Annotated in this window: 10 protein-coding genes; 3 read left to right on the forward strand and 7 right to left on the reverse strand. The window is 59.5% G+C overall.

All coding sequences use genetic code 11. From position 1 onward, the window contains the following. Positions 1-14: 14 nt before the first annotated feature. Positions 15-5,357, reverse strand: coding sequence for a hypothetical protein (locus OUZ52_RS05555; RefSeq protein WP_266157345.1), 5,343 nt, complete (start codon positions 5,355-5,357; stop codon positions 15-17). A gap of 713 nt (positions 5,358-6,070) precedes the next feature. Between OUZ52_RS05555 and OUZ52_RS05560 the strand changes: the two genes are divergently transcribed. Together OUZ52_RS05560 and OUZ52_RS05565 are read left to right on the forward strand one after the other, a co-directional pair. Then, on the forward strand, positions 6,071-6,808 hold the full coding sequence (locus tag OUZ52_RS05560; RefSeq protein WP_266157346.1) for a 4'-phosphopantetheinyl transferase family protein: 738 nt from the start codon (positions 6,071-6,073) through the stop codon (positions 6,806-6,808). A 41-nt stretch (positions 6,809-6,849) separates the two neighbouring features. Further along, positions 6,850-7,620, forward strand: a complete 771-nt coding sequence (locus OUZ52_RS05565; RefSeq protein ID WP_266157347.1) for a metallophosphoesterase — start codon at positions 6,850-6,852, stop codon at positions 7,618-7,620. A 105-nt stretch (positions 7,621-7,725) separates the two neighbouring features. Here the strand turns inward: OUZ52_RS05565 and OUZ52_RS05570 are convergent, their stop codons facing one another. Continuing rightward, positions 7,726-8,097 carry a hypothetical protein gene (locus tag OUZ52_RS05570; protein WP_266157348.1) on the reverse strand — a complete coding sequence of 124 codons (372 nt, stop codon included), beginning with the start codon at positions 8,095-8,097 and terminating at the stop codon, positions 7,726-7,728. Between the two features lie 433 nt (positions 8,098-8,530). Between OUZ52_RS05570 and OUZ52_RS05575 the strand changes: the two genes are divergently transcribed. Beyond that, positions 8,531-9,745, forward strand: coding sequence for an alginate export family protein (locus OUZ52_RS05575; protein ID WP_266157349.1), 1,215 nt, complete (start codon positions 8,531-8,533; stop codon positions 9,743-9,745). Positions 9,746-9,872: 127 nt separating this feature from the next. On the opposite strand, the gene OUZ52_RS05580 is transcribed toward OUZ52_RS05575, so the two are convergent. From OUZ52_RS05580 to OUZ52_RS05600, 5 genes are all read right to left on the reverse strand, one after another. Further along, positions 9,873-10,550 (reverse strand): type 1 glutamine amidotransferase domain-containing protein, encoded by a 678-nt coding sequence (locus tag OUZ52_RS05580; RefSeq protein ID WP_266157350.1) that lies wholly within the window; start codon positions 10,548-10,550, stop codon positions 9,873-9,875. 93 nt (positions 10,551-10,643) lie between these two features. After that, positions 10,644-11,678 (reverse strand): NADP-dependent oxidoreductase, encoded by a 1,035-nt coding sequence (locus OUZ52_RS05585; protein WP_266157351.1) that lies wholly within the window; start codon positions 11,676-11,678, stop codon positions 10,644-10,646. A 342-nt stretch (positions 11,679-12,020) separates the two neighbouring features. Next, positions 12,021-13,178: an iron-containing alcohol dehydrogenase gene (locus tag OUZ52_RS05590; RefSeq protein ID WP_266157352.1), complete on the reverse strand. Its 1,158-nt coding sequence runs from the start codon at positions 13,176-13,178 to the stop codon at positions 12,021-12,023. 72 nt (positions 13,179-13,250) lie between these two features. After that, positions 13,251-13,856, reverse strand: a complete 606-nt coding sequence (locus OUZ52_RS05595) for a TetR/AcrR family transcriptional regulator (RefSeq protein WP_266157354.1) — start codon at positions 13,854-13,856, stop codon at positions 13,251-13,253. A gap of 142 nt (positions 13,857-13,998) precedes the next feature. After that, positions 13,999-14,160 carry a hypothetical protein gene (locus tag OUZ52_RS05600; protein WP_266157356.1) on the reverse strand — a complete coding sequence of 54 codons (162 nt, stop codon included), beginning with the start codon at positions 14,158-14,160 and terminating at the stop codon, positions 13,999-14,001. Positions 14,161-14,289 lie beyond the last annotated feature (129 nt).

Genomic DNA, 14,289 nt, shown 5'->3' on the forward strand with positions numbered 1-14,289 from the left:
TGTCCTTTGGCCCTTCAAATTGAGGAGATCGGGTCAGTGAGGGGGCCACTCCATGCGGAGCAACCATTCGCGTTGCAGGCGTTGACTCTGAATGTGGCGACCCCGCTGGTTTGCAGCCATATCGTGCTGTAGCTGGTGGCCGTGACCGTATTCAACGTGACTCCACCTGACGGAGCAGTTACCTGCACGGTGTAGCTGGTGGCCCCGCCGACCGCATTCCATCCGACAGTCACACTACCCTTTCTCGGGTTACTCGACAGGGTTTGGAACCCCGTCGGCACGGGCGGGGTTAGCAAGACACTTACCGCGCTTGCAGCACTCCACGGCCCACAGCCCCCAGCGTTGCATGCCTGCACCTGATAGCCATAGGTACCATTGCCGCGACCGCTGGTGCTCCAGCTGTTTGCGTTGCTGGCCTGTACCGTGCTCCAGCCACCGCCATTGACCTGCTCCTGCAAGGTGTAACTGGCGGCACCGCTGACGCTGCCCCAGCTCACGCTGTAGCTACCCGTGTTGCTGCTGGCCGGCACCGTCAAACTCGGCGCGCTCGCCGGCGGTATCGTCACCACAACCGTGCTACTGGAGGCCAACTGCCCGCTCCAGCCATTGGCGTTGTTAGCCGATACAAAATAGTTGTAGTTGCCAGAAGCGGTAGCGGTAATCGTGGTGCTGGTCGCCGGGCCGCTATAAACCTGCGCCCAGGTGCCTCCATTGAAACTTTGATACAGGTCGTAACGCGTGGCGGTGGCGCTCGCCGCCCAGCTGATCGCAATAGGCCCGTTGCTGGTCGCCGGCACACTGATGCTGGCCGGAGTCGGCGGGATATGCGCCACCTTCACTGCGCTGGATGCCGTCCACACGCTGCAGCCATTCGCGTTGCAGGCCTGCGCCTGGAACACGTAGCTGCCATCGGCCGGGTTGCTAATCGTCGTGCTGGTGGTATTACCGTTGACCAGCGCCGTCCACGCGCCGCCATTGACCTGTTGCTGCACGATGTAACTGGTCGCGCCGGTCGATGCCGTCCAGCTCACGCTGATGCTGGACAGATCGCTCGCCACGGTGGCGCTGGTCGACGTCGGGGCCACCGGTGTCGAAGGGGCGGCGGGCACCACATAAACCCCCGAGTTAGTCAGCAACGCATTGCTGTTGCCTACCGGTGAGATGCCGTAGACATAAACGCCCTTGCCCGCGTACTGGCTTTGCGTGGCGTTGCTCAGCGCGATATAGAAACGATAGCTACCCGTGGTAACCCCACAGGCACTGAGCACACCCGCCTCACTGGCTTGATTGGCACTGTAGCGGCCAATCAGCGTACCGGTGCCCAGCGGGCCGCCGACATACAAGTCCACATTGATCGACTGGGTCAAGCCACTGGAACACGCCCAGCCGGAAACAAAGCCATTGCCCAGGACACCGACATTGATGCCATCGATGCCGCCGAGCACGCTGGTTGCATAGCCCTCGTTACGGGCAATCATCTTCTTGCCGAGGTAGATGTAGTCAGTGGTCTTGGTGGTGCCGCCGTCAAACTGATACAGCAGCTGCCCGGCCTGGTTATAAAAGTAATACGTCGAGCTGTTACCACTGGCCGGCGTCTTCAGCACCCGGCGGCCACTGGCATCGTAGGCATAGCTGTCAAAGCCCGGAATCTGCAGCAGCTGGTTCTTCGCATCGAAAACCAGCGTATTACCGTTCTTGGTGGTGATGTTGCCGCGGTTGTCGTAGAGGAAGCTGCTGGTGGTCGTGGCGCCATTGGTGATCGAGGCCAAGCGGTTGGTGGCGTCGTAGTTGTAGGTAAAGGTCTGGCCACTGCTGGTACGGCTGCGCAAATTGTTGAGCGGGTCGTACTGATAGCTTTCGGTGCCCCACAGGTTTGTAGCCTGCGCCTGGGTGAGCCGATTCAAGGTGTCATAGCCAAAGGTCTTGGTACGCGTGCCGCCCGTCGTCAGGTCGGTGATGCCACTGATGTTGCCGTTGGCGTCATAGCCGTAGTCCTCGCTGAGGTTTAGCGTGCTGCCCTTGCCATAACTAAAGTTGCTCAACAGCAGACGGGTGTTTTGCTCCGCGATGTAGTTGGTACCGTTGCCGAAGGTAAAACTCTGCAAGCTACCGTCGGGGAAATAGCTCGCCCCCGTCGCATAGCTACCCGCCTGGGTCGGTCGACCCAGCGCATCGGGGGCGTAATTGATGATGGTGCTATCGGGGTAACTGATGGTAAGCAGATTGCCGTAGCTGTCATGACCATAGCGCAGCACGTTGCCGCCATTGCCAGTGACGCTCAGGGTTTCCGAAGTCAGCTGAGCACGCTTGTTGCGCTGCGCGGACCAAGTGCTGATCCCCGAGGTGGCCGTCGCCGTATTACCCAGCAGATCGTAGGTGTAGACGGTGCTCTGAGTGCCGCTGGGCGGCGACAGGGTAAGCACCCGATTCAAGGTGTCGTAACCAAAGGTGGTCTTGGCAGCATCAGCCACTTGCTCCTGGCCGCAACCGGTGCCACTGATCGAAAGGCCCGAAGCGGTCCAGGCGACATTGTTGGCACCGTCATACGCGGTGACCTCGCTGCCGCTCTCCGGCTCAGTGGTCTGGCAGAGGCGGTGATAGCTGTCGTAAGTCAAGGTCTTGCTGACGTCGCCGCTGCCACTAGCGGTACTGCCCCATTGATGGATCACCGTCGGGTTGCCATAGAGGTCACGCGTGATGGCTTGGGTAATCCCTTCCGGCGCCTGCACCTGGATCACCGCGCTGTAGGACGGCTGGTCGAACACTTGATAGCTAGTGGTGGTGACATAACCCTTGGGGTCGGTGATCTGCTGGCGCGCGCCCGACAAATAGGCCGTGGTAGCGGTCAGCGTGCCCAGCTCGGAGGCCTGCTGGGTCTGGGTCAATCGGCCCAGGGCATCGTAGATGCTGCTGGTACCGCTACTGATCGCACTGAGGTCCGGCGCACCACTGACCGGATAGGACACAAAGGTCTTTTGTCCTTTCCAGTCGTAGTCGGTGCGCGCGCTGATATCGGAATTGGCGGTACCGCTGATCGCGGTATCGCTCAGCACCGGGCGCAACATGGCGTCGAAATAGGTCGTGGTAATCGCGTTGCCCAACGTCGTGGTGCGGCGCCAATGGTTGGCGGCAATACCGCGCTCGGCATTGGGAATAAAGTTGTAGGCCAGCGTCGTGGGGTACCAGGACACCTCGTCACCGGTGGGATAAGTCACACCAGTGACACGCCCCACCGCATCGTAGCTGTAGCTGGTGGTGTTGCCGGCCTGATCGGTGATGCTGCCAATCTGGCCAAAGTCATCGACCACCAGACTTTGCGTGGTCTTGTCCGCATAACCAATCGCCTGCGGAATGCCACGCTTGTAATTGCTCAACGTGGTCGTGTTGCTGCGACCATCGGTGAAGCTGGCGAGTTGACCTTGACCGTCAAAGGTGTAGCTCATCAAGGTCTGGCCGAACCGGGCACGTGACTGCAAGGTCACGTTGGACAGATTGTAGGTGTTGAGGCTTTCGGTTTCGCCGGTGGTGAGGTTGTCCACTTCCTGTGGCAAACCCAGCACCCAGTGCGGCAGATCGTTGAGAAAGGTGGTTTTCTCAGTGATCGCACTCTGGCCGGCAATACTGTTGGAGCGTGTTATCTGGGTGGCCTGGGCGTATTCGTCAAAGGTGCTGGCCTGCCAGGTGTAGGTATCGCCGTCCTGAGAAATCGTGCGCTGTTGAAGTGGCGACAGCTCGGTTACCTGCGCCCGATTGTCGCCGATCTGCTGATCGACACCCAAGCTGGTCGGCCACGGGCCAGCGGTCGGATTGGCATAGCTGTTGCTGACCGAGCGGATGATCGTGCCGCCAGCGGCACCAGCGTAGTAATCCGTACGCAGCATCTGCCCTTCGCTGACATCGAAGCGATTACTAAAGGTGTAGCGAACGTCGTTCCCCAACGGATCGAGCACATCGGTATAAACGCTCGATGCGCAGCTGTTGTTGCTTGCGCATGCGTCCGTCGTCCAGCTTTGGTTCGGGGACGAGTAGCTGTAGGCCCAGGTTTCCGTGGGCAGACCCGCACCGGTGAAGACTTTGCTGGTCAACGATAACTGAGCGTAAAGCTGCGGCATCACCGCGTAGGGTGCGGATGTCCCGGTAGCCAGGCTGCCGTAGCACTGCTTGGGCACGTAGGAACGTCCGTGCATCATCGCCAGCAAGTTGAAAGTCGCCGTCAAACCGGAGGGGTGCGTGATGGAGCCAGAGACCGGCACGGTGTAAAGGGTGGCGATGTTGCCTGCCTTGCAATCGCTACCATCGGTAATGATCTGCGGCTGCTGGAATGCACCCAGGCTGTAGGACCAGGCACTGCCATCGGGTAACTGCACGCCAGTTAGTGTCGGAGGATGTCCCTCGCCATTGAACGTACCGTACTGATAGGTCCAGGTACGCGGGGCTGCCGTCGACGACTGCAACGTCACCGAACTGACCAGCGTCGTGCCAGAACCATATTGGAGTGTTATCTGCCGGCCATCGCTGGCAGTGATGCCGGTGAGGTAACCGCTGCTAGGGTCATAGCTGTAGGTCAGCGTATTACCGAAGCGGTCCTGCACCTTGGTCACCAGCATCGAGGCATCCCGTCGATACAGGATGTTGAACGGTGCCAGCATGGGGCGCACACCTCGTGCGGCAACCATCGGACCGGTGCCCAGCGCCGATGTCAGCGTTGCCATGGGACGATAAAGCAGATGGGAGAACGTGTACTGCGTGCCGTCGGGAGCAAGCGCGAGAAAGCCCTCGCCGCCATCGTCAGCAGTCACGCCACAGCTGATCATCCAGTGGTGCGTGGTGATGATCGGAAAACTCATGCCACTGATCTGTGGAGAAAGCGTGTTGATGCTGCCGCGCGCAAGCAGATCCTGGCTGCCCTGGCCCGGCACGATCAAATGGTAGCCATACCACCACTGATTCGGCCCCCACGGATCACCACCCGGCTGCGATGAAGTGACCGGCGGCGGCGGCTCAAAATAGGTGCAACGCTGCAGGTTATTCGATGCCGTTATCCAACCAGTCACGTTTGCCTGGTTGGCCGAATTGGTTTCGATACGCGGAATATCGACTTCCCAATCCGCAAACGCGCCTTCCGCGCCCAGAGGATAGGCGTCTTCGCCAGTGGCCTTGAGCGAACGCGATAGCTGCAACAAAGGGCCAGCGCCGGGCATGCTGATGTCGGTCTGGTTAAAGGTCAGGCTGCCGTCGTATAGCCCGACGCTCTCTCCGAACGGACTGTCGCCAAGTGGCTGTATGTCCTGATTGACCTTGATCAGTTTTTTGTATTCGTTCTCGGGGGTGACCGAGCTAGTTTGGGCGTGACACACGCCACTGATGAGCATCCACGCCATAACAACAAGGCAAGCTCCCTGCCTACGAATTCGCATTGCCTATCCCCTTAGTCTTGCGATTAGCCAGCCTTGCGCGGGCAACGCAAGATTCGATGTCAAAAACCAAGGGCAGTCAACCACAAATAATTGCGACCACGGCATGATGCAGCAACGATTTCAGCTGAATTGAATCGGTAATACCGCGCTAATCGTTAACCGGGTAGCGCAAAAATTCATGCGCGGCCGTGTTGAGCAAGCGATCAAACAAGCCGCAATTTCATGCGAAAACTGTGTGCAAAGCAGAAAACCACAAGGCGTAGAAAATGACCCAACGAACATCTATTGCACACGCACGTAGCAGTTATCGCTGCTATCCATCGGATGGATTAAAGCGCCCGGTTTTCGGAAGCCTTCGGCGGAAAGCCAAGGATTGCGTCCCCCGTTTGCAAGCTTGCACATCGATGTCTCGCTCGACCATGTCGTTAGCGTTTCCCACACCGCTGAAACTGTGTGATCGGTCGCGTGGAGAATGAAATTCGCGTGCGAACCGCTGTTGCCGTGCTGGCGATAAAACATGCTGGCTGGGCGATAAGCGGCACAACAGGAGCGCCCTCGCAACAACGAAAATAATGGCGTCACACACCGCCCACCCATGGTCATGGCTGGCACGGTAATCTGCACGGCATACGCCGTTATCGCCAAGGTGCTTCATGTCTGACCCGGCCACACCGCCAACAACGGCTCCGCCGTGGGCGTCGCTGTCCAGCGACACCTTACTTCACCAGCAACTAGGCCTGCCCGGAGCGGCCGGATTGTCGTGCCAGGCGTTGAGCGTGCTCGAACAGCAGGGGCTGGCCTGCCCGCCGCTTCCGGCAAGCCTGGATAGGGCTGTGCGCAAGCGTCAACGCGAGTATTTGACCGGGCGGCTTTGCGCCTGCTCGGCGTTGCGCAAGGCGGGCTATCCCCACGATATCTACCCGGCGATGAAAGAAGACCGCCTGCCCGCCTGGCCGGACGGGTGGCTGGGCAGCATCAGCCATAGCGGCGACTACGCCATGGCGGTGGCCGCCGCGCAAACCCGTTGCCACGCGCTGGGTATCGACATACAGCAACGGGTAGCGCTGAAGGTGTTGATGGATATTCAGTCGATGATTGCGCAACCTACCGAGCTGACGCAGCTCGGCGAACTGGATGTAACAGCCCGGCTATTGCTTATCTTTTCGGGCAAAGAGTCGCTGTATAAGGCGCTTTATCCGCAGGTCCGGCAGATCAAGGAGTTCGATGCCGCTGAGCTGGTTTATGCCGATGCGCAGACCCTGCAATTTCGCTTGACCCACGATTGGTCTGATCGATGGAAAGCCGACAGCCGCATTTCGGTACGCTATGTGGTCTTCGACGAATATGTCGTCACCGCCACCTGTCTGAGCGGTGATCATTCAACCGATTGATCACGCCGGCCTGGCCGGCAACTTCATGAGAAAAGCGCGCTATGCGAGTGTTCGCCGTATCGGATCTGCATGTGGACTATCCACTCAATCTTGCCTGGCTGCAGCAGTTGTCGCTGCACGACTACCGTCACGATGTGTTGATACTGGCCGGCGACCTGTCCGATTCGCTGGAACTCATCGCCGAGAGCTTCGAAGCGCTGGCGCGACGCTTTGCGCACGTCATGTATGTTCCGGGCAATCATGATTTGTGGGTCAACCGCGACGGCATGCGCGATTCATTCGCCAAGCTCGATGCGCTGCAGGCGTTGGCTGGGCAGCATGGCGTTCGCATGACTCCGCTGCGGCTCGGCGGCCTCGCCCTGGTTCCGCTGCTGGGCTGGTACGACTACTCGTTCGGCGAACCCAGCGACGCCTTGAAGAATGTCTGGATGGATTACCGCGCCTGCGTCTGGCCCAGCGGCTATGACGACGTCGCGGTGACCGGCGAATTCACCGGGCGCAATGCGGTCGCACCGTGTCAGGAGGCCGAGGGTGCGACCACCGTGATTAGCTTTTCGCACTTTTTACCGCGTATCGATTTGATGCCCGACTTTGTGCCGGAACGACATCGCCTGATCTATCCGGTACTGGGCACGAGCGTACTTGAAACACAGCTGAGACAACTTGGAGCTCATTTTCACGTTTACGGCCACAGCCATGTCAACCGCCATGTCACGATCGACGGGGTGACTTATATCAATAACGCTTTTGGCTATCCGAGCGAATCACACTTCACCGCGCGGCAACTGCTCTGCGTGCATACCACGGCATAGTCGACCAGGTGACCGCGCGGCGCATATAACCGCTGTGGCTGGTGACACCGGCGCATCTACCCCAGCGTGAAATGGCGGGCCGATCAACGACCCGCCACGGCCCGATTACTTGGCCTTGGCTTTGGCCCGCTGTCTGTGAATGCGACGGCTGTCCTGGTTTTCCGACGCGTTGAGACGCTTCTGCTCACCCTTGGTCAGATGACCGCCGTGCTTGGCTTCATCGGCGCTTTCGCGCTGTGCGATGTTGGCGTCCTGCTTTTCGTCGCGCGCTGCCTGCTTGGCATTGAGCTGGCCATCGGCCACACCGGCCTGGATGCGGTTTTGCTGGTTTTCCAGGCGCTGGTTGACCTCGTTGACACGAGGATGACCAGGCACATTATCTTGCGCCGCGGCCTGGGCCATGGCGGCACCGCTGGCAAGCGCGGCAAGCATGGCGAAAGCGGTCAAGCTGAGGCGAAATGTCGACTTGTTCTGCATGGCTAAATCCTTAATTTCGGGTTGATAAGAAGAACAGCGCTTGAGAACTCTCACTATTCGAGGTACGCCGGCCCCTGCATGGCCAGGGATAGCAGCTCATCGATGTCATCGTTTGTTGTCCCCACGCTTCCATCCACCGGCTGCGCAAGCCGACTGATGGACGCACCGTAAAAACGGATAGTCCACGACGGCGTTGACCTTCCCCGCGGCGGCAAACCCTTCCGTTCAGCTACAGGCAGGCTGCGTACAGCTCGTCGGCAAGCCCCTTTTTGAACCGCCGCAGCCGGCCACGGTTCATAGGCCGACTCGCGCCGCGGCGAGACCCGAGCCAGCTACCCGGAAGCCAAGAGCATAAGGATATGAAAAATCGTGCTTTTGAAGAAACCGTGACAGCGTAATAAAAAAGACGTCCATACATCCATAAGAAATCATCATGAAACGTCTGACCTATGCCTTCATCACCGTCGGCATGCTGCTATCTCAGACGAGTCAGGCAGATGACAGCACTTACACTAGCTCGCCCTACATCGGCTTGCGCTATCGCGACAGCACCCTGCACTCGGATGCTTTTGGCAACACTGGCCACGCCCATACACTGCGCTTGCAGCTTGGCTATTTATGGGCATTGACGCCGCAACTTGCCGTGTATGCCGAAGGCACCCGGGTATGGTCGCTGTTCGGCAAGCAGTACAACGACACCACCGGGCGGCGCACGCCCTACCCCGCAGAGCCCGATCCGCCCTCGACGGAACTCAGCAGTGCATGGCTGGGTTACGACAACGGCCAGGTCGGCGTTCGCGCGGGACGGCAGTATCTGCACCTGGATAACAACCGGTTCTTCAGCGTCAACGCATGGCGACAAAACCCGCAGTCCTTCGATGGCGTCACCAGCTACCTAAAGCTGGGAACCGGCACCACCCTCAGCTACGACTGGCTCGATCAAGTCAACCGTACCGTGGGCGCTGACTTTCCTGACATCCATCAGCGCCGCTGGAAGCTTAATGGGCAGCTGCTGCATCTGGATCAGGCATTGCCCCTAGGCCAATTGAGCGCCTACGGCTACTTCGTCAAGAACCGTACGCTTGCGGCGAATTCGGTGCGTACCGTTGGCGCGCGCTGGAGCGGTCACGCCAAGCTGCAAGACGACAGCCCGGCCCAACTGAGTTGGACGGTGGAGGCCGCCCATCAGGATAACTACAGCAACAACCCGCAACGTTTCAGCCTGCCCTATCACTTGCTGGAGCTGGGTTACGGCCTGCCTGAAATCGCCGCGCGCCTAGGCGAGGAATCGCTGGGCGGAAACGGCCGCACCCCGTTCAATATCGCTTACGGGTCGGGACACAGTTTCGATGGCTGGGTCGGTGTTTTCAGCATACCGCCGCATGGCCTGCGCGATCGCTATGGCGGACTCTATGGCGCACTGCCGTGGCAGACGCTGACCTGGCAGCTTACGTTGCACCAGTTTCAGCCGGTGAGCGGAACCGGCTCGCGTTATGGCCATGAGGTTGACGCGGGTGTGCGCGCCAATCTCAATGCACGCTTCAGCCTGGAACTGCAATACGGCGACTACCACGCCAATAGCTTCAGCATGAACCAGCGCAAGCTGTGGCTGCTGGCCGAGTATCGCTTCGGCAAACAGGCCATGTAACAGGCTGGCCTGAGCGACCAGCCGCCGCGTTTCGCCAACGTCATGGCGAAGACGCATGGATCCTACTCGCACGACGCAGCTGCCGAGCGCTTAATCCTTCCAGCTATCGGCAGGTACGTCGCTGATGTCAGGCCACTAGTTTGAGCAGCGCGTGCGCGGCCGCTTCCGACGATGCGGGGTTTTGCCCGGTAATCAACAGCCCATCGGTAACGACATGGGATTGCCAATCCGCTCTCTTCGAGTAGATGCCACCGTGCTGCGTCAGCATGTCTTCGACCAGGAACGGCACGATCTTGGTCAGGCCCACGGCAGCCTCTTCGCTATTGGTAAAACCGGTCACCGCCTTGCCCTGCACCAGCGGCTGGCCATTGGCGGCCTTGGCGTGACGCAGCACACCGGGCGCATGACACACTGCCGCCACCGGTTTGCCCGCAGCGATGGTGGTTTCGATCAGCGCGATCGATGCCGCATCTTCAGCCAAATCCCACAGCGGGCCATGGCCGCCCGGATAGAACACGGCGTCATAGTCACTGGCAGAAATCGCGGCGAGCTTTTGCGTATGGGCCAAAACCGCCTTGGCCGCAGCATCGGCATCGAAGCGGCGAGTGGCTTCGGTCTGCGAGCCGGGATCGCTGCTCTTGGGGTCGAGCGGCGGCTGCCCACCTTTGGGCGACGCCAGGGTGATCTGCGCGCCGGCATCCTTGAACACATAGTAAGGAGCGGCGAATTCCTCTAGCCAGAAGCCGGTCTTTTCACCGGTGCTGCCCAGCTGATCGTGCGAGGTCAAAACCATCAGTATTTTCATCTTCGCTATCCTGTGGGATGGATGCGGCCACGGCTTCATCGTCGAAGCATCGCGGCGGCATCGGATCAATCAACAAACGATCAGAACGAACCATCAATGCTCGGCAACGCGCACGACCACTTTGCCGAAATTCTCACCGGCCAGCAGACCGATCAAGGCCGCCGGCGCTTGCTCCAAGTCATCGACGATGTCTTCGCGAATGGTGACCTTGCCCTCGCCGATCCAGCCACTCATCTCGCGGAAGAAGTTCGCGTGTTCCGCACCGTAGTGATCCATGATGATGAAGCCCTGCATCTTGAGACGCTTGGTCAAGATCGCATAGGTCAGCAAGGACAGGCGGTTCGGCCCCGGCGGCAGCGCGGTGTCGTTGTAGTGGGCGATGATTCCGCAAACCGGTATGCGCGCACCGATGTTGAGCAACGGCAACACGGCATCGAAGACGGCGCCGCCGACATTCTCGAAATACACATCGATGCCTTTGGGACATGCCGCGGCGAGCTTCTCGGCAAACGCAGGATCGCGGCGGTCGATGCAGACGTCAAAACCCAGCGTCTCGACCACGTACCGGCATTTGTCTTCACCGCTGGCGATACCTACGATACGGCAGCCTTTGAGCTTGGCGATTTGCCCGACTACCGAACCCACCGCACCGCTGGCCGAGGCGACCACGACGGTTTCGCCGGGCTTGGGCTGGCCGATCGTCAACAGACCGTGGTACGCGGTGAATCCCGGCATACCCAAAATGCTTAGCGCGTACGAAGGATGGGTGATCTTGCTGCCCAGTTTGGCCAGGCCGCTGCCATCGGATAGCGTGTAATCCTGCCAGCCGTTTTCGCTGAGCACCAGCTCGCCGGCCTGGAAATTCGGATGCCGCGACACCTCGACACGGCTGACCGTGCCGCCAACCATCACCGCATTCAACTCCACTGCCGGCGCATACGAGGGGCGATCGCTCATGCGTCCACGCATATAGGGGTCCAGCGACAGATACAACGTCCGCAGCAGCACCTGGCCATCGGCGGGCTGTGGAACTTCGCTGCGATCGAGGCGGAAATCTTCCGCGGTCGGCATACCGACGGGGCGTGCGTTCAAGACAATTTGGCGATTCACGACTTCATTCTTCGACATGGGCTTCACTCATTAGATGGCCGATTAGATGAGATGACATTAAGGATGTTCTGACCTATGAGACGTAGATGGCATGATATGCAGAAGGCGCGCAGGTTGAGTTGCCCGGCGCCGGGAAGAGTGCCCTCTTGGCAAGTCGGGCGGCGCAGCCTGCGCGCCTTCTGGACATCACCCATGCATTAATGTTCACGAGCTGACCTTCATAGGTTGGGGCCGTTGCTGTCTGCCCGCATCTCTTCGGAGAGATGGCTCGACAGCCAGCCAGACTGCCTTCGCCAACACCCCAATGATCTGCGAGCAGACAGCGACGGTGACGCCTGCGCCTCATAGATCAGAGCATCCTTAAAGACTGGCTTCGAGTACGCGGCGACTGACCGCGAGCGTGACATCCTTGTGCTCGCCCAACTGCGTCATGCCATGGGCTTGCAGCTGATTGATCAGGAGGTCGATCGCGTCGGCGCCAATGTCGTAATCGCGCAGACGGGTCTTGATCTCCAGGCTTTCAAAAAAGGCGCGGGTCTTTTCGATCGCCGCGTCGATGCGCTCCTCTTCGCTGCCTTCGCTGAGATGCCACACACGCTCGGCATATTGCAGCAGCTTGGCGTGCTTGCTTTCGCGCCGGATCTGCAAGTTCGACGGCAAGATGATCGACAGCGTGCGCGCATGATCAATACCGTAACGCGCGGTAAGTTCGTGACCGATCATGTGCGTCGCCCAGTCTTGCGGCACACCGGCACCGATCAAGCCATTCAGTGCCAAGGTAGCCACCCACATCAGATTGGCGCGAATCGCATAATCCTCGGGGTCGGCAATCGCCTTCGGGCCGATCTCGATCAAGGTCTGCAACAGTCCTTCGGCAAAACGATCCTGCACCATGCCGTCTGCCGGATAGGTCAGGTACTGCTCGACGATATGCGTAAAGGCGTCCGCGACACCATTGGCCACTTGGCGCACCGGCAGGCTGAAGGTTTTGCTGGGGTCGAGAATCGAGAACTGCGGATACACATGCGAACTGCTGAAGGCCAGCTTGGACATGGTCGCCTTGCGCGTCACCACGCCACCATTATTCATCTCCGAGCCGGTAGCTGGCAGGGTCAATACGCTGCCGTAAGGCAAGGCACTTTTCACCACCCGGCCGTGCGACTCCATGATGCTCCACGGATCGCCTTCGAAATTCACCGCGGCGGCGATGAATTTGGTGCCGTCGATCACCGAGCCGCCGCCGACCGCCAGCAAGAAGTCGAGCTTCTCGCGGCGAATCTGTTCAACGGCACGCATCAGCGTTTCGTACGTGGGGTTGGGTTCGATACCGCCAAAGTCTTGGACTTCACGCGCACCCAGAGCTGCCCTGACCTCGTCGAGCGTGCCGTTTTTTTGCGCGCTGGAGCCGCCGTAAAGCAGCAGTACGCGGGCGGCGGGCGGCACCAGCTTACTCAGCCGAGCAATGGTCTCGGTGCCAAAGACAATCTTGGTCGGGTTGTAGAAATCGAAGTTCTGCATACGCAAGCCTCAAATAGACCAGTCGTCTACTTACCGCGGAAATAAAAGCGCAGTCGGCGTGATGCCGCCGTGTTAAGCGTGGACTGGAGTGAACAAAAATTGTCGGGTCGTCGCCATCGCCGATACCAATGGCCGGCGACTGCGGGTGATCTTGGCGAGCAGGCTGGCGCCCAGCCACAGCTCATACAGCGCCGTCGCCATGCTTTGCGCATCCCGTTCGCCGATCAGCGAACCATCGGCCACCGCAGCCTCGATACAGGCGGCCAAACGCTCGACGATTTGCTGGGTGCCGCGATCAAGCACGCTGCGCATGGCTTCCGAAAGATCGCTGACCTCGGCACCGAGTTTCACCGCAAGGCATTTGCCTTCGGGGTCGTGGCTCGCCTGGGTTTCCAGCCAGAAGGAAAAGTAGCTCAGCAAGCGCTCGGCGGCGGTCATGCCGGGCTTTGTCAACAAGGCCTCGAAACGCTCCATGTAATCGGCGAAATAAGCCTCGAGCAAGGCTTCGCCGAAACCTTCTTTGGAATCGAAGTAATGATAGAAAGAGCCCTTGGGCACTCCTGCCGCCGTCAGGATTTCATTGAGGCCTACCGCGGAAAACCCCTTGCCGCCCATGATTCTTTGGGCCGTCAGCAAAAGGTGTTGGCGAATATCCGAAGGAGCGGCGGCAGCGTTCATGGGGTGGCACTCTACCCGAAAATAGACCAGTCGTCTAGTGGCAAAAACGGCACCAGAGCCCCATTTGTCCACCGGAATTTTAAGCACAAGCCCCGGCCATCCTCGGTAACGGCGAGGCACCAGCGGGCCGCCACCCTGCCTGTTACCAGGTCATACGGGAGCCGAGCTTGACCGCGCTGCCGGTATAGGCGTGCACGATATCCGCGTCGTAGTACAGATACGCACTGGTGACAGAAATACCGCGCATCGAGCCGATATTGCTGTAGTGTCGACACAACACTTCGGCAATAGCCGACGTAGTCACGACCTCGATCCGGTCGCCGCTGTGTCATGCCCCTACCCTTTATTTATGACGCTCCCGGCCTCTACGCATCAGCTGAGTGATGGTAGAAGCCAAGCTCCTCCTCTCGACTCACGGCACATGCTGAAACCG

The organism is Dyella silvatica, assembly GCF_026283955.1.
GTDB lineage: Bacteria > Pseudomonadota > Gammaproteobacteria > Xanthomonadales > Rhodanobacteraceae > Dyella_C > Dyella_C silvatica.